This window comes from Cryobacterium sp. Hh11, assembly GCF_004404045.1.
In the GTDB taxonomy this organism is placed as follows: Bacteria; Actinomycetota; Actinomycetes; order Actinomycetales; family Microbacteriaceae; genus Cryobacterium; species Cryobacterium levicorallinum.
Window position 1 is genome coordinate 141,755 of the sequence record NZ_SOHF01000005.1, and the last position, 21,278, is coordinate 163,032.

The following is a 21,278-nucleotide window of genomic DNA, read 5'->3' on the forward strand; positions in this document are numbered from 1 at the left end:
GAATGCTACGCGGTAACGGACTCCGCAGCCGGCGTCGAAGCCTTGGCGCGTGCCGCCAAAGCCTGCTTGTCGTGCTTGCGAATGGCGGCCTCGCCGGCGCGCAGCTGAACATACAGCGGCGAAGCGATGAAGATCGTCGAGTAGGTACCGACCAGGATGCCGATGAGCAATGCCAACGAAATGTCGCGCAGGGTGCCAGCACCGAGCACGAAGGCACCGATGAACAGAATGGATGCCACGGGCAGGGCGGCGACGACGGAGGTGTTGATCGAGCGCACCAGCGTCTGGTTCACGGCGAGGTTGACCGACTCCGCGAAGGTGCGGCTTGAGCCGGATCCATCGAAGTTGGTGTTCTCCCGAATCTTGTCGAAGACCACGACGGTGTCGTAGAGCGAGTAGCCCAGAATGGTCAGGAACCCGATCACCGCGGCCGGCGTGATCTCGAATCCGGTGATGCCGTAGAACCCGGCCGTGATCACGAGGTCATGGAGCAGCGCGACCATCGCCGCGACCGACATCTTCCAGGTGCGGAAGTAGATCGCCATGATGATACCGGCGAGCACGAGGAACACGATCAGGGCGCGCAGCGCCTGGCCGGTGATGTCCTGCCCCCAGGTCGCTCCGATGAAAGAGGTGGCCACTTCGGTGACCGGAACGTCATAGGCGGCGGCGAGGGCGTCGCGTACTTCCGTCGTCTCCCCCTCAGACATCTGGTCGGTCTGGATCCGAACACCGTCTGAGCCGACGGTGGAGACCTTCGGAACGACGTCGGGAGCGACGCTCGCGACGGCATCCGTTGCCGTGGTCTGCGACTGACTCGTCGTCTGGGAGACGACGAATTCGCTGCCGCCGGTGAATTCAATGCCGAACACGAAACCACCGCGCAGCAGGAACGGGCCGACCAGGGCAATGAGGATCATGCCACCGGCGATCAGGTACCAGAGTTTGCGGCGCCCGACGATATTGAGCGACCGTGCCCCGGTGTAGAGGTCATTTCCGAACTGCGAGAAGCTGGCCATCAGGAATCCTTCCCGTCTGTCGATCGATCAGTACTGGTACTTACCAGCTCAGACGCCTTACGTTCGGCGATCGTTTGTCGCTTGGCGGCCTCTTTGCTCGAGGACGCCACCTTCGTCGCCGACATGGTCGACGAGGGTTCAAAGCGGGCACGGCCACGGTAAACCGCGCCGAGGGCACGAGGATCGAGGCCGCTGAGTTTGTGGCCCTCGTTGAAGAACCGGGTCTTCGCAACCAGCTGCAACATCGGGTGGGTGAACATGCTCACCACGAGCAGGTCGACGATGGTGGTGAGGCCGAGGGTCAGCGCGAAGCCGCGCACGTTTCCGACGGCGAGCACGAACAATACGGCGGCGGCGAGAAAGTTCACGACGTCAGAGGCGACGATGGTGCGGAAGGCACGCTTCCAGCCGGCCTCGACCGACGACTCCAGCCCGCGACCGTCACGCAGTTCATCGCGTACGCGTTCGAAGTACACGATGAAGGAGTCGGCGGTGATACCGATCGCCACGATCAGGCCGGCAACACCGGCCAGCGACAGACGGTAGCCCTCACGCCAGGACAGGATCGTGATGAGCAGGTAGGTGATCACGGCCGCGACTGCGAGCGAAGCAACGGTCACGAGGCCCAGCAGACGGTATTGGGCGAGCGAGTACATGACGACGAGGATCAGACCGATTAAGCCGGCGATGAGTCCGTTGAGCAGCTGCGTCGATCCCAGGGTGGCCGAGATGGTGTCCTGGCTCTGTACGGTGAAGCTGATCGGCAGAGCGCCGAACTTGAGCTGGTCTGCGAGGGCCTTCGAGCTGTCCTGGTCAAAGGAGCCCGAAATTTCCGGCTTGCCGTTGAGGATGGCTCCCTGCGTGTTGGACGGCGCCGAGATGACAGCGCCGTCGAGCACGATGGCGAATTGATTCTGCGCCCCGGTCAGGCTGTTCAGCCGCGTCGTGACGTCGGCGAACTTCGTGGTGCCCTCGCTGTTGAACACAATGTTGACGACCCACTCGCCGGTGGTTGCGCCCGACGAGGTGGTGCGCTGACCATTGGTCGCGTCGGTGATGGTGGAACCGTCAACCTCGACCGGGCCGAGGATGTACTTAATCGAGCCATCCGTTTCGCAGGTGATGAGGGGTTCATCGGCCGGCGCGACGTTCGTGGTGTTGATCGCGGCACAGTCGAAGGCGTCATACTCGGCCTGCAGGGCCGGGGTGACGTAGTTCAGGTCGCTCGCGTCGGTGGGCTCGACCGTCGGAGTCGTGGACAGGCTCGGGTCGACGGTTGCCTCCGGTGCGGGGGTCGCGGTACCGTCGGCACCGACGGTCTGGCCCGAGGGCTGACCGGCCACGAGCACGGCGCGGAATTCCAGTTTGGCCGAAGACTTGATGCGCTCCAGGGTGGCGTCATCGGGGGTACCGGGGATCGATACGACGATGTTCTGGCCGCCCTGAGTGTTGACCTCGGTTTCGGAGACTCCCGAGGAGTTGATCCTCTGGCGAATAATGCCCACGGCCTCGGTGAGCTGCTCAGACGTGACGGTCGCGCCGCTCTCGACCTGCGGGGCGAGAATGATCTGCGTTCCACCCTCGAGGTCGAGCGCCAGCTTCGGCGTCCACGACCCGTTCTGAGTGAACACGCCGAACGCGTTCAGAGCGATCAGGCCGACGATGAGCACGCCCAGCCAGGTCAGGGAACGCCAGGCCTTTTTGGCCGGAGACGACGACTTAGCCACCTATGAACTCAGCTTTCTGTTGGCGCCCACACCAGAATGTGTGGGCGCGCCGCGTGTTGCAGTACGTGCGTTGTTGGTGCGGGAGCTAGATTATGCGTCGCCCTTTTTGGGCTGTTCGGTGGTGTCGGTGTCGCTCTCGACCACGCGCTGGCCGAATTCCGGCTCAGACAGTTCCGATTCACGCAGTGAGTCGATGCTTTCAACGGCAGAGTCATCTTCGACGTCGTCGGCGACAATCGGCTCCACCACGCGAGCGATGGTCTGACGGTGGATCTCAACGATGACGCCGGGAGCGATCTGAAGTTCGACCTTGTTGGCCTCTTCGTCGATGGCAATGATCGTGCCGTACATACCGAAGTTGGTCATGACGTCGGCGCCGGGAACCATGGTCGCCTGCAGGGCTTCCTGGTCCTTCTTGCGCTTGCGGCCGTTGCGGAACATGAAGAAGACGAGTACGGCCAAAACGGCCAGCATGACGAGAGTCAAAGAATCCATGGAGCGGTAAAACCTTCCGATTGCGGCGCGGGTGGCCGAAGCTTGTGGGTGAAGACCCGCCAGTAGGCCTAGAGAGAATATGCCTCTAGACAGGCGGGCCAAATTGAATTATAGGTCAAGAAGGGTCGCACTTCCCTGTGGGGTAATGCCCAGGGGCGGTGTGAGACCAAAATGTTGCCAGGCCGCGCTGGTCGCAACACGGCCGCGCGGGGTACGCGTGAGGAATCCTATCCGTACCAGGAACGGCTCGACGACCGCTTCGACGGTTTCGGACTCCTCGCCGACCGAGACGGCCAGGGTGTTCAGGCCGACCGGTCCACCACCGAATCGCGTCAGGATGATCTTCATGACTTCCCGGTCCAGACGATCCAGGCCGATCGGATCGACGTCGTAGAGTTCGAGCGCCGCGTGCACCGCGGCGATGTTGGCGCCGCCCCCGTGCACGAGCGCGTAATCGCGCACCCGGCGCAGCAGGCGGTTCGCGATGCGGGGTGTGCCCCGGCACCGGCCGGCGATCTCGGCCAGCGCGTCGCGTTCGATCGGCAGGTCGATGAGCTGGGCGGCGCGATAGAGCACCTGTTCCAACTCGCTCTCGGCGTAAAACTCCAGGTGCGCGGTAAAGCCGAATCGGTCACGCAGCGGGTTCGGCAGCAGGCCGGAGCGTGTCGTGGCCCCCACCAGGGTGAACGGGGCAAGGTCGAGAGGCACCGAGGTGGCCCCGGCGCCCTTGCCCACCATGATGTCGATGCGAAAGTCTTCCATCGCGAGGTAGAGCATCTCTTCGGCCGATCGCGCCATGCGGTGAATTTCATCGATGAACAACACCTCACCGGGAACCAGTGAGGACAGCACCGCAGCGAGATCACCGGCGTGTTGAATGGCCGGTCCGCTCGACATGCGCAGCGGCCGGTTGCCCTCGTAGGCGACGATCATGGCGAGGGTAGTCTTTCCGAGGCCGGGCGGGCCTGCCAGGAGGATGTGGTCCGGCGTGCGGTTCTGCATCGTCGCGGCGGTCAGCAGCAGCTGCAACTGCCCGCGCACCTTCTTCTGGCCGACGAATTCGGCCAGGCTCGCCGGGCGCAGCGCGCCCTCGAAGGCGAGCTCGGATTCGCTTTCGAGCGAGGGGTTGGTGAGCTCGACGCCCGGGTCCGTGGTCACGAACGGCCCGATCCGGTCGACGCAGCTGCAGACCCGGTGGCATGGTGCGCCGCCGGGCCGAGGCGGCCGAGGGCCAGCCGGAGCACAGCGGCGACGGTCGGCGGCACGGAATCGGCACCGGCAGCATCCGCCAGCTCGGTGAGGGTTTCATCGACGGCCTCAGCGGCGACCCGTTCGGACCAGCCCAGACCGATCAGGGCAGCCTGCACGCTCGCGGCGACCGAGGTAGCGCCGGGTCGGCGAGTCGGGGCGCTTTCGGCGGTGACGGCGATTTTTCCGGCGAGGGAGAGCACGATGAGTTTCGCGGTCTTGGGACCGATGCCGCTGACCTTGCGGAAGGCTGCGTCGTCGTCTGCATTGACGGCCTGCCCGATCTGGTTGGGGGTGAGCACGGCGAGCACGCCGAGGGCGGATTTGGGGCCAACACCCGTGACGCCGACCAGCAGTTCGAACACGGCGAGTTCATCAACCGTGGGAAAACCGTAGAGGGTAAGGGAATCTTCGCGCACGATGAGCGTGGTCGCAAGGCGCGCCTCGTCACCGATGCGCACGCCGAGGGCGGTAGCCGGCGTCACCTGCACCCCGAGGCCGACTCCCCCGACCTCGATTACCACCGTTGATGAGCTGGCTGTTGAGCCCACGGCAGACAGGACAAGGCCACGTACGGAAGAGATCACCGCTTAAGACTACGGGGCACCGCCGACACCGCTGGCACCGACCCGCGTTCGGCGGCACGCCAGGCCTTTTGCGCCGGGGTCAGCGCGGCAGGCGTTCCCGTGGCCGCTTTGACCGAGACGACGGTCGGCAGCGTGCCGCCGGAGGCGCCGGTGCGCCAGGCATGGCAGATCGCGAGGGCCAGGGCATCCGCTGCATCGGCGGGCTTAGGAATTTCGGTGAGCCCGAGAATGCGCGCGACCATGGTGCCGACCTGCTGCTTGTCGGCGGACCCGTACCCGGTGATGGCCGCCTTCACCTCGCTCGGGGTGTGCAGGGTCACCGGTAGTCCGCGCTGGGCGGCGAGCAATAGGGCCACCCCACTGATCTGGGCCGTTCCCATGACCGTGCGAACGTTGTGCTGGGCGAAAACCCGTTCGATGGCGATGAATTGCGGCCGGTGCCGGTCGAGCATCTCTTCGAGGCCCTGCGACAGCAGCAGCAGCCGCTGCTCCAGGGGCAGGTCGGGCGCGCTGCGCAGCACGGTCACGTCCACCAGGCGGGCCGAACGGTTGCCTTCGACATCGACCACGCCGACACCGCAGCGGGTGAGGCCCGGGTCGATGCCGAGAACCCGGACCGCCATCGAACTACTCGGACTCGCTCGAGAGTGCGGCCTGTACCTCGGCCGACAGGTCGTAGTTGGAATAGACGTTCTGCACGTCGTCGAGGTCTTCCATCGCGTCGATCAGGTGGAACACCTTGCGGGCGGTTTCGACGTCGACCTCGATTTTGAGCGAGGGGATGAAGGCGATATCGGCAGACTCATAGTCGATGCCGGCGGCCTGCAGCGCGGTGCGGGTGGCGACGAGGTCGCCAACGGAAGAGTGAATCTCGAAGGTTTCGCCCTCGTCGATGACCTCTTCGGCGCCGGCGTCGAGCACGGCGAGCATAATGTCGTCTTCGGTGATCGTGGGCACGTGCTTGACCACGACGACACCCTTGCGGTGGAAGTTGTAGGCGACACTGCCCGGGTCGGCCATGGCTCCCCCATTGCGGGCCATTGCGGTGCGTACCTCGGCGGCAGCACGGTTCTTATTGTCGGTGAGGCACTCGATCATGATCGCGACACCGTGCGTGGCATAGCCCTCGTACATGATGGTCGTGTAGTCGACCTGTTCGCCAGACAGCCCGGCACCACGCTTGACGGCGCGGTCGATGTTGTCGTTGGGCACGGAGGTCTTCTTGGCCTTCTGAATGGCATCGACCAGCGTCGGGTTACCCGAGAGGTCAGCGCCGCCCAGGCGGGCCGCAACCTCGATGTTCTTGATGAGCTTGGCGAACGCCTTGGCCCGTCTGGAGTCGGTGACCGCCTTCTGGTGCTTGGTGGTGGCCCATTTGGAATGCCCGGACATACATCTCCCGTTGTTGTGCTCGAACTAGCTGTGTTCGAATGAGTTGTGCTCGATCAAGTTCTGATGATCGCTGCGAAGTTGGTGCACGCTTGGTGCCGGCTCAGTCTATCCCGGTGTGACTTCCAGCAGCTTGTGCAGCGTGTGCAGGTTGCGGGTGGTGGTGGTGTCGCGGTATTTGAGCTTGGCGCTCTTCTTACTAAAGGCACTCTTGATGCCGACGGCTTTGCGCACCTCCCAGTACAGCACGCCGTGGCCGAGTTCGATGCGCTCGTCGGTGGCATCGAGTTCCTTGGCGTGTCCGGCCAGCTCACTGAGGTGGCCGGGGTCGGAGGAGAACATGACATAGGGGTGCCAGCCGTCGCGGTCGGCGTCGAACGGGTACGAGCGCACGATGCGGTCGAGCGATTCGGCGTCGACGAGCACGATCCATGCTTCGTACTCGAAGCGAGCCGTCAGGGCCGCTTCGATGCGCGCCTTGAGGGCTGCGGCATCCACTTTGCTAATCAGCGGAGTGTCGACGAGCGGACTGTCGATGCTGAAGATCACATTGCCGCTCGCCAACACCGTTTTGACGTCGGTGTAGCCGAGTTCGCGAAATGTGTCCGCGAGATCGCTCATTGCGATGGTGATGCCGTTGACGTTGATGCCACGGAGCAGTGCTACATATCGGGTCATCGTTGACCACCGGTTGTCTGAGTCATGTCTGAACCCTAGCCACACTCGCGCGCGCGGCACAATTGCGCCTGGCATCAGCGGGCGGCGGCGACCAGTTTCTGCAGGAAATACTGGTGAAAACGGTATTCGCCGGTGATTTCCGGATGAAAGGAGGTTCCGAGCAGGTTGCCTTGTTCCACGGCGACGCAGCGGCCGTCGGCGAGGGTGGCCAGTGCGGTCGCCCGAGGCCCGACGATCTCCACGACCGGCGCCCGAATGAACACCGCGTGCACGGGCTTCTCGCCGAGCGCCGGAATGTCCAGGTCGGTCTCGAAGGAAGCGGTCTGCGAACCGAAGGCGTTGCGGCGCACGGCGATGTCGAGTCCGCCGAGGCTCTCCTGGCCGTTCATGCCATCGAGAATCGTGTCGGCGAGCATGATCAGCCCCGCGCAGGTTCCATAGACTGGCAGCCCGCCGCGGATGGCTGCGCGGAGCGGTTCGGCGAGGCCGAAGGTACGGGCGAGCTTGTCCATGACGCTCGATTCGCCGCCCGGAATGACCAGACCGTCGACCTGGAGCAATTCTTCCGGACGGCGCACCAGGGCGACGTTCGCGCCGAGCGCGCGCAGTACCTGCGCGTGCTCACGAAAGTCGCCCTGCAGGGCGAGAACCCCGACCCGCAGACCTGCCGGTACGGCGGTTTCTGTCGGTCGGGTGCCCATCGAGAGAATCGTCACGAACGGTCGGGCTACCAGCCGCGCGTAGCGAGGCGGTGCGGTGCGGGGATGTCCGACACGTTGATGCCGACCATGGCTTCACCGAGCCCGCGGGAGACCTCAGCGATGACCTTGGCGTCGTCGTAGAAGGTAACAGCCTTCACGATGGCGGCGGCACGCTGTTCGGGATTGCCCGACTTGAAGACGCCGGAGCCAACGAACACACCGTCAGCACCGAGCTGCATCATCATGGCGGCGTCGGCCGGGGTGGCCACACCTCCTGCAGTGAAGAGAACAACGGGCAGCTTTCCGGTTGCGGCGATCTCAGCCACCAGTTCGTACGGCGCCGCCAGCTCCTTGGCGGCAACGTACAGCTCTTCCTTGCTCAGCGAACCGAGACGACGAATTTCTCCGTTAATGGTGCGAATGTGCTTGGTAGCTTCGGAGACGTCGCCGGTGCCGGCTTCGCCCTTGGAGCGAATCATGGCGGCGCCCTCGTTGATACGGCGGAGCGCCTCACCGAGATTGGTGGCACCACAGACGAAGGGAATGGTGAAGTTCCACTTGTCGATGTGGTTGACGTAGTCGGCCGGGCTGAGCACTTCGGACTCGTCGATGTAGTCGACGCCGAGCACCTCAAGAATCTGCGCCTCAACGAAGTGCCCAATGCGGGTCTTCGCCATGACCGGGATGTTGACCTCGGCAATGATGCTGTCGATCAGGTCAGGGTCGCTCATACGGGCAACTCCACCCTGCGAGCGGATATCGGCGGGAACGCGTTCGAGCGCCATGACGGCTACAGCGCCGGCGTCTTCAGCAATGCGAGCCTGGGCAGCGGTGACGACGTCCATGATGACGCCGCCCTTGAGCATTTCGGCGAGTCCCCGCTTGACGCGGCTCGAGCCAACTTGTTCGGCAGAGTTTGATTGAGTCATAGCTACGATTATATTCCTTGCGCGGTGGTGATCTGGTCGGCGGCTGGTGTCGGTTGAACGGATGACCGGGGCGTGCCAGCACGCTGCCCGGCCTAGAGCAAAACTAGAGGGAAGCTGCCGTGGAGGTCGAGGGAGTCAACGCGCCCGGCCAGCCGTCGGCAATTTCGCGGCGAACGTCGCCGAGCAGGCGCGGGATGGCCTTGGTGCCGGCGATGATCGGAAAAAAATTCGAGTCCAGGGCCCAGCGCGGCACGATGTGCTGGTGCAGGTGCTCGGCGATGCCGGCCCCGGCGATACGTCCCTGATTCATACCGATGTTGAAGCCGTCACAGTTCGACACCTGGGTGAGCACCCGCATGGCGATCTGGGTGAACTCGCCGATTTCGGCGATCTCCTCCGGAGTGGCCTGGTCGTAGGTGGCGACGTGCCGATACGGACAGACCAGCAGGTGGCCGCTGTTGTACGGAAAAAGGTTGAGCAGCACGTAGGCATGGGTGCCGCGCGCCACGATCAGCGCCTTCTCGTCGTCCAGGGTCGGCGCGATGCAGAACGGGCAGTCGTCGGGGTGCGGCTGCTGCCCGTCCTGGATGTAGACCATCCGGTGCGGCGTCCAGAGCCGTTGGAAGGCATCCGGAACACCCGCGAATTCTGCATCGGTTTCGTTGGCACCCGCGCCGAGCGCGTCGGAACCGCGCAGCCGATCGGCCGGAATCGCCGGCACGCTAGGCCTGCACTTCGGCCACAGCGGGGGCGACCGGGGTCGTGCTCACCTGCGCGCGGTTCTCGATCGACTCCACGATGATGCGCACGGCCTCGTCTACCGGCACCCCGTTCTGCTGCGTCCCATCGCGAAAGCGAAAGCTCACCGCGCCGTTGGCCTGGTCATCTTCGCCCACGATGAGCTGATACGGCACCTTGGCCTTGGTGTGAGTGCGGATCTTCTTCTGCATGCGATCGTCAGAATGGTCGACTTCGGCGCGCACGCCGGCCTTCTTCAAGGTGGCGATCACGTCGTCGAGGAAGGGGCCGTACTGCTCGGAGACGGGAATACCGACAACCTGCACCGGGGCCAGCCAGACCGGGAACGCCCCGGCGTAGTGCTCGGTGAGCACGGCAAAGAAGCGCTCGATCGAGCCAAACAGGGCGCGGTGAATCATGACCGGGCGCTGGCGGCTGCCGTCATTCGCGGTGTATTCGAGGTCGAACCGTTCGGGCAGGTTGAAGTCGAGCTGAATGGTCGACATCTGCCAGGTGCGCCCGATGGCGTCCTTGGCCTGCACCGAGATCTTGGGGCCGTAGAAGGCAGCTCCACCCGGGTCGGCGACCAGATCGAGACCGGAGGCTTCGGCGACCTCGCGGAGCGTCTCGGTGGCTTCGTCCCAGGCTTCGTCGCTGCCGACGAACTTTTTTGGGTCTTTGGTGGAGAGTTCGAGGTAGTAGTCCTCGAGGCCGTAGTCGGCGAGCAGCTGCAGCACGAAGTTGAGGGTGCTGGTGAGCTCCTCCTTCATGCCTTCCTTGGTGGTGTAGATGTGGGCGTCGTCCTGGGTCATGCCGCGAACGCGGGTAAGGCCGTTGAGCACGCCGGACTTCTCGTACCGGTAGACCGATCCGAATTCGAACAAGCGCATCGGCAGGTCACGGTAGCTGCGGCCACTGGACTTGAAGATGAGGTTGTGGAACGGGCAGTTCATCGGCTTGAGGTAATAGTCGACGCCCTGGCGGGTGACGTGACCGGTGTCGTCGCGCTCCTCGTCGAGGTGCATCGGGGGAAACATGCCTTCGCGGTACCAGTCGAGGTGGCCGGAGGTTTCGAACAGCGTCGACTTGGTGATGTGCGGTGAGTAAACAAAGTCGTAGCCAGCCTCGGCGTGGCGTTTGCGGGAGTAGCTCTCCATCTCCTGCCGAATGATCCCGCCCTTGGGGTGGAACACGGCCAGGCCGGAGCCGATCTCCTCCGGGAAGCTGAACAGGTCAAGTTCGGCACCGAGCTTGCGGTGATCGCGCTTGGCCGCCTCTTCCTGACGGGCCTGGTAGGCGCGCAGTTCGTCCTTGGTGGGCCAGGCGGTGCCGTAGATGCGCTGCAGCTGCGGGTTCTTCTCTGAGCCGCGCCAGTAGGCGGCGGCCAGGCGGGTGAGTGAGTAGCCGTTGCCGATCATGCGGGTGTTAGGCAAGTGTGGGCCGCGGCAGAGGTCCTTCCAGACCGTTTCCCCGGTCTTCGGGTCGACGTTGTCATAGATGGTCAGCTCGGCGCCGCCGACCTCGACCGACTCGTCGTCGGCGGTCGGGCTGTTGTTGGCGGCAGCGTCGCCCTCACCGGGACCACCCTTGATGCCGATGAGCTCGAGCTTGTAGGGTTCGGTGGCCAGTTCGGCGCGGGCCTCGTCGTGGGTGACGACGCGACGCACGAACCGCTGGCCCTGGCGGATGATGCGGTCCATCGCCTTTTCGAGCGATTTGATGTCCTCGGGGGTGAACGGGTCGGCCACATCGAAGTCGTAGTAGAAGCCGTCGGTGACGAATGGGCCGATGCCGAGGCGGGCGGCCGGGTTGACGGTCTGCACGGCCTGGGCCAGCACGTGGGTGGCCGAGTGGCGCAGAATATTCAGGCCATCGGGAGAATCTATGGTGACCGGTTCGACAGCATCCGTCGGCAACACGGTGGCCGCCAGATCTTTCAACTCACCGTTGACGCGCATTGCGACAACGGATCGGTCGGTGAAAAGCGCAAAGCCGTCAGCCACGTGTATTACTCCCTGTTGTTTGCCTACCCGTCAACTTTAGCGGCGTGCGCCGGGCTGATCGTCGGTTGAGCGACTTCGAGCCCGCGATAGCGCTCGCACGCCCTACAAACCGAGCCGATATGGGAGTACTTTGTCCGTGATTTGGGGGTCCGAGCACCACTGACCGCAAAGAAGCGAGCCATGACACTTTTACCGCACCCAACCCCAGCCGCCCGCAGCGGCGCGAAGCGTTCCTGGCGCCTGCCCGCATTGGTGATTGCGTCCGTGCTCGGTGCCCTGATCGTCGCACCCGCCGCATCGGGAGCAACGGATGCCCCGGCCCTTTCCACGGGGCGGGGCACGGTCAGCATTGAGGCTGGCACCTTTGACTTCTACTTTGCCGGCCAGGCGGCATCCGTTTACGGCGAGATCTCGGCCGTTGCCCCCGCCACCGCCGTTCCGACGGGAAGTGTGCGCGTCGTGTCGCTTGAGCCCGGCAACCGCACCGAGACACCCACGCTCCTGCCGAGCGACACGGCCGGCATCTTCTTCTCCGATGCCTACCCCAGCAAGGCCGGTACGCGCCAGTTTCGAGTGGACTATCTCGGGGATAGAAACTTTTCCCCGGCATCGAAAACCTTTAACTACTTCGTGCCGACCGGACCCGACACCAAAACGACCCTGACCGCGACGCCGTCCGGCACCATCACGGCCGGCCAGCGCATCACCTTCACCGCAGACGTCACGGACAGTCAGGGCCGCGTCCTGGACGGTGATCGTTCCAGCGAAGAGATCACCTTCTTCGACAATGGCCGCCCGCTGGTCGGCGACCAGGTATTCGGCGAGTGGCATTCGACGATCACGACGACGAGGTTGTCCGTGGGGGTGCACCGCATCACGGCGGAGAGTTTCGCCGTCTTCTACAACCCATCGACCTCACCAACAGTGGTTGTCACGGTCGTGGCGAAGCCGGCCCGGGTAAGTCGAACGCTGACCGTCAGGCCCCGGGGTGATGTGCACGTGGGAACGCCCGTCTCGGCCACAGCGACATTCACGTCAGCGGCCGGAACGGTGACCGGGTTCGTGCAGTTCTATGACGTGGCGACCAAGGTCGGCCAGCCGGTAGCGCTTTCGAAAGGTTCAGCCACGTTCAAATACACGTCATTGAAGGTGGGCACGCACGCGCTCGTGGCCCGCTATCTGGGTACGACGAAGTACGCTCCGGCGTTGACCCTGCCGCGATTGGTGCGGGTTATTCGGTAACGGGAGAGGGTGAGAGTTCAGCGTCGCTGAACTCTCACCCTCTCCCGTCGACCTGGGCGCGGCATCCGCTTTCGCGGGTTGGCCGACGCGCAAATCGGGCGCTGACCTAAACCGACTCCGACGAACGTTCGATCACGAAGTCGGCACCGGGATACACGATGCTCTCGTGCCGGTCGTCGAACAACACGAGGTACGGCGGCCCACCGTCGATCCCGCGAACCTCGAGTATCTCGCCGCGACGGTCTGGCCGTTCCACCGTTTTGCCGCGAATGACAATCCGATCTCCGTCTGTGGCGCGCATTGCACTCACCTCCTGCGCGCAAAACTACGCGGGCAGTGGATGCTGCACAAGGGCACACCAGCCGGGGTGTTGCCCAGATAGTGCACGGCCGGTTTTGGGTACAAAAAAACCCCGGCTGACCGGGGTTTTCATGTTTCTTCAAATGCTGTGTGGGCGATACTGGGATCGAACCAGTGACCTCTTCCGTGTCAGGGAAGCGCGCTACCGCTGCGCCAATCGCCCAAGATTCTGGGAATTACGGTGTCTCTGCAATACAGTTCTCGGCGAGTGCACCAGGAATTGAGGTGGATACGGGATTCGAACCCGTGTTAACGGCTTTGCAGGCCGCTGCCTCGCCTCTCGGCCAATCCACCAGTTGGGTTCATACCAAACGAATTGGAACCGCACCCAAAGGTGCGATTCCAGTTCATTCGAGCGGATGACGAGATTCGAACTCGCGACCCTCACCTTGGCAAGGTGATGCGCTACCACTGCGCCACATCCGCAACTGTTCGCATTTCTGCGTACTCAGAGACTCTAGCTGAATAGCCAGACGGAAACCAAACCGAGGCTTTTACGGCGTGTTGCGCCGGGTGGCGTGGGTGGGGTGCGGGCGGCACGGGAGTTGCGCCAGGAGTAAGCGCGCTGGCCACAACCCGCGCGCAACACGCTGCGCTGGACCTGCGCCAGTTCCGCCGTCTCCCGCGCAGCGGCGAAGCTCCCGCGCGACGTGGCTGTGCCGTCGAGCTGGTGCGGGGGTGGTCCGCGCCACACCGAGAGCGGCGTCGATGTGCGACGACCCGCCAGTCTGGGCTAGTATCAAAAGTCGCACCAGCAACTTTGGTTTGTGGTGTGAGTGCAATTGGGCGATTGGCGCAGCTGGTAGCGCGCTTCCTTCACACGGAAGAGGTCGTGGGTTCAAGTCCCGCATCGCCCACCGCGAATACATGAAAAGCCCCGAGAAATCGGGGCTTTTCATGGTTAAGTCGCCTGATTCACGCCGTCCTCAGGCAGCAACGTTGACCACGGCAACCCGGGCGAGGCGGGCCTTCGCAGCGTGCTCGACCAGATTGGAAACGTACTGAAGAACCGGCCTGCCATTCAATTTCACGTATTCGAGTTCAATGACGTGGTCAACTCGCGATCGCGTAACCAGCGAAAACTGCGCCGTCAGCCGCTCGATAATTTCGTGGATATTCTGCCGTTCCGTGCGTTTCTCCATGGAACCAGTGTCCAGCGGCCCATCTCGCTTACGCACCCCAAGTGCGCGTTCCTCCCGAAGCACGCCGGCGCACGGTGGCATTTGCTCGCCGCCCCAGCTATCCAGGGCTGCTCGGCAGACACCTAGTCTGAGACGCATGGACCTGCTCCTCGACATCTGGCAGCGCATGACGACTCCGCAGGCCGCACTCGCCCCCCTCACCGCGTGGCTGACCGTGGCGGCGGCCGCGGCGGTCGTGTTTTTTCCGCCGGTATGGCGCCTGGCCCGGCACGCCATCACCATCGTGCACGAGGGCGGCCACGGAGTCGTCGCGGTGGTCTGTGGGCGGCGGCTGGGCGGCATCCGCTTGCATTCGAACACCTCAGGACTCACCGTGAGCCGCGGTCGCCCGAGCGGGCCGGGCATGATCTTCACCCTGTTGGCCGGTTACCCCGCCCCCGCGCTGCTCGGCCTTGGCGCGGCCTGGCTGCTCAGCCGGGGGTACGACCTGGGTTTGCTTTGGGCGCTGCTCGCGGCGCTCGCGCTGCTGCTCGTGCAGATTCGCAACTGGTTCGGGCTCTGGTCGGTCGCCGTCACGGGTGCCATCGTCTTCGGTGTCTCCTGGTTCGGCACGCCGCAGCTACAGGGCGTGTTCGCCCTACTGGTAACGGCATTTCTCCTGCTCGGTGCGCTGCGCACGTCCCTCGAGCTGCAACAGTCCCGGTCGCGCAGGGCCGGGTCATCGTCTGACGCCGACCAGCTGGCTCGGCTCACCCACGTTCCGGGGCTGTTCTGGGTGGCCGTCTTTCTCGGCGTCCAACTGGGCTGCGTTACGCTCGCCGCGATACTGCTGGGTTTTCTTCAACCCTGAGCGCTGCCGGCAGCCAATCGTGACAGGCTTAATCACATGACAAATATTGCAATCATCGGCGGGCACGGAAAAGTTGCCCTCCACCTGGCCCGTCTGCTCACGACTGCCGGCCACGAGGTCAGCTCCCTCATCCGCAACCCCGAGCATGCCGCCGACGTTTCGGCGACCGGCGCAACCCCCTTGCAAGCGGATGTCGAGAATCTGTCCACCGATCAGCTCACGACCCTCCTGGCCGGCCACGACGCCATCGTCTGGTCCGCCGGGGCCGGCGGGGGAAGCGCTGAGCGCACCTATGCGGTCGACCGCGATGCGGCCATCCGCTCAATGGTCGCCGCAGCGCAGGCCGGCATCTCCCGTTACGTGATGGTCTCCTATAAGGGATCGCGCGCCGACCACGGCGCCTCCCCCGACGACGGCATGTTCGCCTACTACGAGGCCAAGGCGGCAGCGGACGACTACCTGCGAGCAACCTCACTGAACTGGACCATCCTCGGACCGAGCGCGCTGACCCTCGACGCCGCGAGCGGTTCCATCATGGTGGGGTCCGACGGCACGGGCGGCGACACCTCACGCGAGAACGTCGCGCTCGTCGCCGCAGCCGTGCTCGCGAGCGACAACAGCATCGGCAAGTTCATTGAGTTCACCGACGGCGACGTTCCCGTTGGTGAGGCCATCGCCGCCGTCCACTAACGGCCCTGGGAGATCAGAACCCAAAGTCTCCACCGAAGTCGCCGCCGCCGAAATCTCCTCCAGCGTCTCCACCGGAGTCGCTGCCCGAATCGGCGTTGGTCTCGGTGTTCGCGTCGGCACCGGCATCCGTGCCGCCACCGTCCATCGGCATGAAGGAGCTGACCAGCGCCGATCCGATGACGAAACCGGCGACCGTACCGAGCAGTGATCCGCCGACCATGCTGCCAAAGCCCATGCCGTTCTGGTTTCCGAAGGTCCGGGTGAGCGTGCCCGGCTCGCGGAGCTCGGCCCGGGTCGCCGCCTGGGCCAGGTGGGCCGGTGCGGCATCCGCTGGACGCTCACTCGGTTCGAGGTTCTCGGTGAGCTGGCGAAAGAGAATATCGCGCTGTTCCTCGGTCAATTTCGAGAACGCCTCGGTGTGCACCTTCTCGATGGTCTCGGGCGGTGCGGTGCGCAGCAGGTACTGGTAGCGCTCGACGGCGATCTCGTCCTCGCTGCGGACCGGACCGCTGTTCGACCGCACTGGCCGATCGTCGGTGGGTGCCTGCTCCTTGCGGCCGAGCAGAAAATCAAGAAATCCCATGGTGTACTCCTTCAGTATCGTGGTCGATCAGAACATTTTTTCAGAACTTTCTGAGTACGCCCACCCGGTCAGTTGCCCCGTCCGAACCAGGTCGTCACGCCGGGCGAGTAGAGCACGGAGTCGGGAGCGCGATCGGCCAGACCGGGGAAACCGGCTGCGGCCAGCAGGCTGTCGTCAATACGCAGGAGCTCAGCACGGTATAACGGCCACGGCTCATGATGGTTGCGCAGGTGCACGATGCGACCACGGATGCTTGTGAACAGGGCCCAGCGCGCGGTCAAAAAATCGGCCAACGGGTCATCCAGCACGGCGACTGAACCCGGCCGAGCCACCACCTCGGTGTGCGCGGTCCGGTCGCGGTGGCGCGTCGCGGTGTACCGGTACTGTCCGGAATCAACCGAGAGCCGCGTGCGCGACCAGATGTACGGCAGCGAGAAGAGCGCACGCGCAGCGAGCACGGCAGCGAGGCGGCTGGCCTCCAGCGACACGAACACAACGCCGCGACGCCCCCGGGCGTCAACGGCGTAGAGGCGCACGTTTACCTCGACGAAGGTACCGAAGTACGGAATCGGCGGGCTCCCGAGAACGGTCGCGCGATCGAGCACGAACGGGATCAGGCCCACCCAGCTCGATCCGTCATGCTCATCGGGAACCAGGCCGCTGGGCAGGAGCGGCGCGATCAGCGCAGCATCCACTCGCCAATGCAGAAATACCAGGTGCGACCAGCGCTGGCTAGCCACAGCCCGCCCGGCCAGGGGCGGTGCGATCGTGGAGATGGGCAAGGACTCTGCTGGAGTCACCGCTGTCCTTTCGGGCCGACGTCGGTAGTCGGTTCACGATACTTCAGTTTGGCGTGCCCCGCGCCTGTTGATCGGCCGGGAAAGCACGCGGGGCGCCGGCTGCGCTCAGCAATCGCGAAGGAGGCCTGTGTAACCATGAACAATACGAGATCGTGACCGAACAACACGTGCAGCATCAACTAAGGGAGACGAATGCCAGGCTCAACCGTGCTCGACCTCTTGCTCATTCTGTTGTTGGTCGTCGCCCTCGTCAACGGCTACCGCAGCGGCCTGTTGCGCAGCCTGACCGGCATAATCGGCGCGGTCGCCGGTGGATTCGCCGCCTTCTTCGTGGTACCGCTGGTCGGCGGCTGGATTCCCGCGCCGGAATGGCGCACCCCCGGCACGATCGCCGTGGCCGTTCTGCTCGTACTCATTGGACACTCGGTCGGTGCTTCCGCCGGCAGCATGGTCGGCCGCAAATCGAAGCGTTCCCCGCTCGGCACGATCAACCGCGTACTCGGTGCAGCCTTCGCTGCGGTCGCCTCGGCGCTCGTGGCGTCGATGGTCGCGTTTAGCATCGGTGCCCTGGGCATACCATTCCTCTCCCCCGCCATCGCTGAATCTACCGTGGTGTCCCGCATCGACTCGGCGACCCCTGACCGGGTCAAGGCCCTCCTCGCGCAACTTCGCTCCGTTGCGGTGTCCCAGGGTCTGCCGCGCATCGTCGACGCCTTCACCGGCCCGACACCGGATGCTGCCCAGGCCGACACCAGCAGCCCGGCACTGGCCGTGGCCGCGCAGTCCGTCGTACGCATCACCGGAACGGCCTACGCCTGTGGCCAGAGCCAGTCGGGCAGCGGATTCGTGGTGTCCGACGGCCGCGTCATCACCAACGCCCACGTCGTGGCCGGGGTGAACCAGCCCGTGATTGAGACGCCGTCCGGGGAGGCTTTGGCCGGGGAAATCGTCTACTTCGACCCGGTCGATGACCTCGCCGTCATTTCGGTGCCTGGACTTGACGCAGCCCCACTCACTGTCGGCTCCGATCTTTCCGCGGGCAGTGGCGCGGTCGCCGACGGGTACCCCTTCGGCGGTCCCTACGTCTCCGACCCGGCCCAGGTTATCTCGCTTGGCACCATCAGCGTCGCCGACATCTACGGCCAGGACCCGACGCCGCGCCAGGTGTACACCGTGGCGTCCGACGTGCAGCAGGGCGAGTCGGGCGGTCCGCTGCTGAACGAGTCCGGCCTCGTCGTTGGCGTCATCTTTGCCAAGGCGTCCAACACCGACAATGTCGGCTACGCCCTCGCGCTCGATGAGGTTCAGCCGGTCATCAACGAGGCACCGGGCCGGAACACCCCGGTCTCGTCCGGCACCTGCGTTCGCGGCTGAGTCAGCGGCATCCGCTCACCCGCAGTTGCGGCAAAGCTATTGCTTATCGGCAGTCACGGAAGGGCCAGCGGCATCCATTCGCTGGCACTTCGGTGAGCCCGCGGTATCCGTTCACCGGCAGTTGCCGGTGAACCCGCGGTATCCGTTCACCGGCGGCACCGTGGGCGGGTACGCAAAAGGCGGTACCGAAGCGGATGATCCCGCTTCCGTACCGCCCGTTACCCGACCAGTCGGGACTGTTCAGAGCCTAGACACGCTCGAGGGCGTAGCCCTCTTCGCCGTGCACGCTGGTGTCGATTCCGGCCAGTTCGTCTTCGTTCTTGATGCGGAAACCGATGGTCTTCTCGATCGCGAGACCAAGCAGGTACGCGATGACGAAGGAGTAGACGAGGACCGAGAAGGCCGCGATAGCCTGCACGGCGAGCTGACCGAGGTCGCCACCGGTGAACAGGCCAGTACCGATGGCGAAGAAGCCGAGGTACAGGGTGCCGATAATGCCGCCGACGAGGTGGATGCCGACCACGTCGAGCGAGTCGTCGAAGCCGAGCTTGAACTTGAGTTCGACGGCGAGGGCGCAGACGGCACCGGCGACGGCACCCAGCAGCAGTGCCCAGCCGGGCTCGAGGTTGGCGCAGGCCGGGGTGATGGCGACAAGTCCGGCAACGGCACCGGATGCTGCACCGACCGAGGTGGCCTTGCCGTCCTTGAACTTCTCGACCAGCATCCAGGCGAGGATGGCCGCGGCGGTGGCACCGAGGGTGTTGACGACGATGATGCCGACGTTGGCGAGGCCGTTGAGCCATTCGGCGCCGGCGTTGAAGCCGAACCAGCCAAACCAGAGAATGGAGGCACCGATGAGCACGAGCGGCACGTTGTGCGGCTTGGTGATGCCCTTCTGAAAGCCGACCCGCTTGCCGAGAACCAGCGCGAGGGCGAGAGCAGCTGCACCGGCGTTGATGTGCACCGCGGTGCCGCCGGCGTAGTCGATGACGCCCGGGAGGCTCAGCGTCTCACCCAGTTTCATGATCCAGCCACCGCCCCAGACCCAGGCCGCGACCGGGAAGTAGACGAGGGTCGCCCAGACGCCGGCGAAGATCATCCAGGACCCGAACTTGGCCCGGTCGGCGACCGCGCCACTGATCAGGGCAACGGTGATGATGGCGAAGGTGGCACCGTAGGTGGCACCGAGCAGATCGATGCTGCCGGTCTCGCCCATGGCGAGCTGGCCCAGGCCGAAGTCCGAGAACGGGTTTCCGGCGAATTGAGTGGGGCTGCCGACAGCGCTCATGTTGAAGCCATAGAGAATCCAGAGGACGCTGATGAGACCCAGTGCGCCGAAGCTCATCATCATCATGCTGATGACGCTCTTGGCCTTGACCAGTCCGCCGTAGAAGAAGGCGACACCCGGTGTCATAAACAACACCAGTGCGGTGGCTGTCAGCCCCCATGCAATGCTTCCGGTATCCATAGATTGTCCTCACGCGTCTCGAATGTGCAGGGTGTAACGCGAAGTGAGCCACCTCGGATACGAGTCAAGTATCTGAGGTGGCTGTTACAACAAACGTTCCGACGTGTTTCCTGCCGGTTACGAGCCTGAGTGAATTGTTAACGCCACGTTTCGTGCCTCGTGCGCTAAATGTGCGCTAATCGGTGTGCGGCGGTAGCTCACCGGTGGTGAGGGCGACCATACGCGACTGGGAGCGCTGGTATTTCTTGCGGTAGCCGCCCGCCATCATTTCGTCGTCGAACACCTCGTTGAGTGGGCGCCCGCTCGCGACGATGGGAATTTCAGCGTCGTAAACGCGGTCGATGAAGGCCACCAGGCGAAGGGCATCCGTTTGATCGGTCAGCAGGTACACCCCGCGGATGGCGATGACCTCGACGTCGCGAATGACCTTGACGTACTTGGAGGGATGCACTGTGCCGAGGTGGCGCATGAGGGCACCGAAGTCGTCTTCGGTTACCTTCGAACCGCGCTGAAGGAGGGTATTCACCAGGTGTTCGCGGGCTTCGGGTTCGACGGAGACGGCCTGGCCGGACACGTTGCGACGACGGTAGTCGAGCCCGTCGATGCGCAGGGTCTCGAAGTTGGCGCTCATCGCGGAAATCTCCCGCAGAAAGTCCTGCGCGGCGAACCGGCCCTCGCCGAGCGAGTTCGGCGGGGTGTTCGACGTGGCGGCTACCCGGGTGCCGGTGGCGACGAGTTCGCCGAGCAACCGGGTCATCACCATGGTGTCGCCCGGATCGTCGAGTTCGAACTCGTCGATGCAGATGAGCTTCGCGCTGCGCAGCTCCTTGATGGTTTCCTGGTAGCCGAGCGCACCGACCAGCGCAGTGTATTCGATGAAGGTACCGAAATACTTGGGGCCGGTCGCCGCATGCCAGAGCGCTGCGAGCAGGTGGGTCTTGCCGACGCCGAAACCGCCGTCGAGGTAGATGCCGGGCAGGTCGTCCTTGGCCTGACGGCGGCGGGAGAAGAACCCGGCCGGCCGGGGGTTTACGAATTCGATGAGTTTCTCGACCGCGGTCATCTGCGACGGATAGTCATGATCGGGGCGGTAGTTCTCAAACGAGGCGTGTTCAAACTGGGGAGGCGGCACCAGCTCGGCCACGATTTCGCGACCGGTGATCGTCGGCGTGCGGTCGGCGAGTTGCGGAACCGTGTGCTGTGCCTTTTCGTGGGCCTCTGGTGCCATGCTGAAACGCCCGTTCTCGTTCTTCGT

The 21,278-nt window shown here is 64.3% G+C and carries 22 protein-coding genes and 4 tRNA genes; 5 read left to right on the top strand and 21 right to left on the bottom strand.

Annotated elements, in window-relative coordinates:
• Positions 1–5 precede the first annotated feature (5 nt).
• The 12 genes from secF to thrS form a co-directional block, all read right to left on the bottom strand.
• Positions 6–1,019, bottom strand: coding sequence for a protein translocase subunit SecF (gene secF / locus E3T46_RS01480; protein WP_104133159.1), 1,014 nt, complete (start codon positions 1,017–1,019; stop codon positions 6–8).
• Complete coding sequence (gene secD, locus E3T46_RS01485) at positions 1,019–2,746, bottom strand: protein translocase subunit SecD (protein ID WP_134441019.1); 1,728 nt, start codon at positions 2,744–2,746, stop codon at positions 1,019–1,021. The genes secF and secD overlap by 1 nt, the downstream gene beginning before the upstream one ends.
• Before the next feature lie 90 nt (positions 2,747–2,836).
• Complete coding sequence (yajC, locus tag E3T46_RS01490) at positions 2,837–3,241, bottom strand: preprotein translocase subunit YajC (RefSeq protein ID WP_092449116.1); 405 nt, start codon at positions 3,239–3,241, stop codon at positions 2,837–2,839.
• A 108-nt stretch (positions 3,242–3,349) separates the two neighbouring features.
• Complete coding sequence (gene ruvB / locus E3T46_RS01495; RefSeq protein ID WP_134441020.1) at positions 3,350–4,399, bottom strand: Holliday junction branch migration DNA helicase RuvB; 1,050 nt, start codon at positions 4,397–4,399, stop codon at positions 3,350–3,352.
• The gene (gene ruvA, locus E3T46_RS01500) at positions 4,396–5,076 is read right to left on the bottom strand and encodes a Holliday junction branch migration protein RuvA (RefSeq protein ID WP_134577188.1); all 681 of its coding nucleotides are present in this window, start codon (positions 5,074–5,076) and stop codon (positions 4,396–4,398) included. The genes ruvB and ruvA overlap by 4 nt, the downstream gene beginning before the upstream one ends.
• Positions 5,073–5,699 (bottom strand): crossover junction endodeoxyribonuclease RuvC, encoded by a 627-nt coding sequence (ruvC, locus tag E3T46_RS01505; RefSeq protein ID WP_092449119.1) that lies wholly within the window; start codon positions 5,697–5,699, stop codon positions 5,073–5,075. Before ruvC ends, ruvA begins: the two co-directional genes overlap by 4 nt.
• Before the next feature lie 4 nt (positions 5,700–5,703).
• Positions 5,704–6,468 (bottom strand): YebC/PmpR family DNA-binding transcriptional regulator, encoded by a 765-nt coding sequence (locus E3T46_RS01510; RefSeq protein WP_134577189.1) that lies wholly within the window; start codon positions 6,466–6,468, stop codon positions 5,704–5,706.
• Positions 6,469–6,573: 105 nt separating this feature from the next.
• The gene (locus E3T46_RS01515) at positions 6,574–7,143 is read right to left on the bottom strand and encodes a DUF1697 domain-containing protein (protein ID WP_134441023.1); all 570 of its coding nucleotides are present in this window, start codon (positions 7,141–7,143) and stop codon (positions 6,574–6,576) included.
• A gap of 74 nt (positions 7,144–7,217) precedes the next feature.
• Positions 7,218–7,844, bottom strand: a complete 627-nt coding sequence (gene pdxT, locus E3T46_RS01520; RefSeq protein WP_134577217.1) for a pyridoxal 5'-phosphate synthase glutaminase subunit PdxT — start codon at positions 7,842–7,844, stop codon at positions 7,218–7,220.
• 26 nt (positions 7,845–7,870) lie between these two features.
• The gene (gene pdxS / locus E3T46_RS01525; protein ID WP_092449122.1) at positions 7,871–8,773 is read right to left on the bottom strand and encodes a pyridoxal 5'-phosphate synthase lyase subunit PdxS; all 903 of its coding nucleotides are present in this window, start codon (positions 8,771–8,773) and stop codon (positions 7,871–7,873) included.
• A 103-nt stretch (positions 8,774–8,876) separates the two neighbouring features.
• On the bottom strand, positions 8,877–9,470 hold the full coding sequence (locus tag E3T46_RS01530; RefSeq protein WP_134577218.1) for an HIT domain-containing protein: 594 nt from the start codon (positions 9,468–9,470) through the stop codon (positions 8,877–8,879).
• A 25-nt stretch (positions 9,471–9,495) separates the two neighbouring features.
• Positions 9,496–11,469 carry a threonine--tRNA ligase gene (gene thrS / locus E3T46_RS01535; protein WP_241980397.1) on the bottom strand — a complete coding sequence of 658 codons (1,974 nt, stop codon included), beginning with the start codon at positions 11,467–11,469 and terminating at the stop codon, positions 9,496–9,498.
• A 225-nt stretch (positions 11,470–11,694) separates the two neighbouring features.
• Here thrS and E3T46_RS01540 point away from each other — a divergent pair, with 225 nt between their 5' ends.
• The gene (locus E3T46_RS01540; protein ID WP_134577191.1) at positions 11,695–12,756 is read left to right on the top strand and encodes an Ig-like domain-containing protein; all 1,062 of its coding nucleotides are present in this window, start codon (positions 11,695–11,697) and stop codon (positions 12,754–12,756) included.
• 106 nt (positions 12,757–12,862) lie between these two features.
• Here E3T46_RS01540 and E3T46_RS01545 read toward each other — a convergent pair whose 3' ends face one another.
• The 4 genes from E3T46_RS01545 to E3T46_RS01560 form a co-directional block, all read right to left on the bottom strand.
• The gene (locus E3T46_RS01545) at positions 12,863–13,057 is read right to left on the bottom strand and encodes a DUF1918 domain-containing protein (protein WP_134577192.1); all 195 of its coding nucleotides are present in this window, start codon (positions 13,055–13,057) and stop codon (positions 12,863–12,865) included.
• A gap of 150 nt (positions 13,058–13,207) precedes the next feature.
• Positions 13,208–13,279: transfer RNA gene (locus E3T46_RS01550), tRNA-Val, on the bottom strand.
• 60 nt (positions 13,280–13,339) lie between these two features.
• A tRNA-Cys gene (locus E3T46_RS01555) sits at positions 13,340–13,410 on the bottom strand.
• 60 nt (positions 13,411–13,470) lie between these two features.
• Positions 13,471–13,542, bottom strand: a tRNA-Gly gene (locus E3T46_RS01560).
• Between the two features lie 358 nt (positions 13,543–13,900).
• Between E3T46_RS01560 and E3T46_RS01565 the strand changes: the two genes are divergently transcribed.
• Positions 13,901–13,973, top strand: a tRNA-Val gene (locus tag E3T46_RS01565).
• A gap of 69 nt (positions 13,974–14,042) precedes the next feature.
• On the opposite strand, the gene E3T46_RS01570 is transcribed toward E3T46_RS01565, so the two are convergent.
• Complete coding sequence (locus E3T46_RS01570) at positions 14,043–14,258, bottom strand: hypothetical protein (protein ID WP_134577193.1); 216 nt, start codon at positions 14,256–14,258, stop codon at positions 14,043–14,045.
• Between the two features lie 136 nt (positions 14,259–14,394).
• Between E3T46_RS01570 and E3T46_RS01575 the strand changes: the two genes are divergently transcribed.
• On the top strand, positions 14,395–15,108 hold the full coding sequence (locus E3T46_RS01575; protein ID WP_134577194.1) for a M50 family metallopeptidase: 714 nt from the start codon (positions 14,395–14,397) through the stop codon (positions 15,106–15,108).
• 36 nt (positions 15,109–15,144) lie between these two features.
• The gene (locus tag E3T46_RS01580) at positions 15,145–15,798 is read left to right on the top strand and encodes an SDR family oxidoreductase (RefSeq protein WP_134577195.1); all 654 of its coding nucleotides are present in this window, start codon (positions 15,145–15,147) and stop codon (positions 15,796–15,798) included.
• Positions 15,799–15,811: 13 nt separating this feature from the next.
• Here the strand turns inward: E3T46_RS01580 and E3T46_RS01585 are convergent, their stop codons facing one another.
• Positions 15,812–16,381 carry a hypothetical protein gene (locus E3T46_RS01585; RefSeq protein ID WP_134577196.1) on the bottom strand — a complete coding sequence of 190 codons (570 nt, stop codon included), beginning with the start codon at positions 16,379–16,381 and terminating at the stop codon, positions 15,812–15,814.
• 68 nt (positions 16,382–16,449) lie between these two features.
• Positions 16,450–17,181: a DUF2071 domain-containing protein gene (locus E3T46_RS01590; protein WP_134577197.1), complete on the bottom strand. Its 732-nt coding sequence runs from the start codon at positions 17,179–17,181 to the stop codon at positions 16,450–16,452.
• Positions 17,182–17,373: 192 nt separating this feature from the next.
• On the opposite strand from E3T46_RS01590, the gene E3T46_RS01595 reads away from it, so the two are divergent.
• Positions 17,374–18,555 (top strand): MarP family serine protease, encoded by a 1,182-nt coding sequence (locus E3T46_RS01595; protein WP_134577198.1) that lies wholly within the window; start codon positions 17,374–17,376, stop codon positions 18,553–18,555.
• Between the two features lie 247 nt (positions 18,556–18,802).
• Here E3T46_RS01595 and E3T46_RS01600 read toward each other — a convergent pair whose 3' ends face one another.
• Positions 18,803–20,023 (bottom strand): ammonium transporter, encoded by a 1,221-nt coding sequence (locus E3T46_RS01600; protein ID WP_134441032.1) that lies wholly within the window; start codon positions 20,021–20,023, stop codon positions 18,803–18,805.
• Between the two features lie 175 nt (positions 20,024–20,198).
• Positions 20,199–21,251 (bottom strand): cell division protein ZapE, encoded by a 1,053-nt coding sequence (gene zapE, locus E3T46_RS01605; protein WP_104135025.1) that lies wholly within the window; start codon positions 21,249–21,251, stop codon positions 20,199–20,201.
• Between the last annotated feature and the right edge of the window lie 27 nt (positions 21,252–21,278).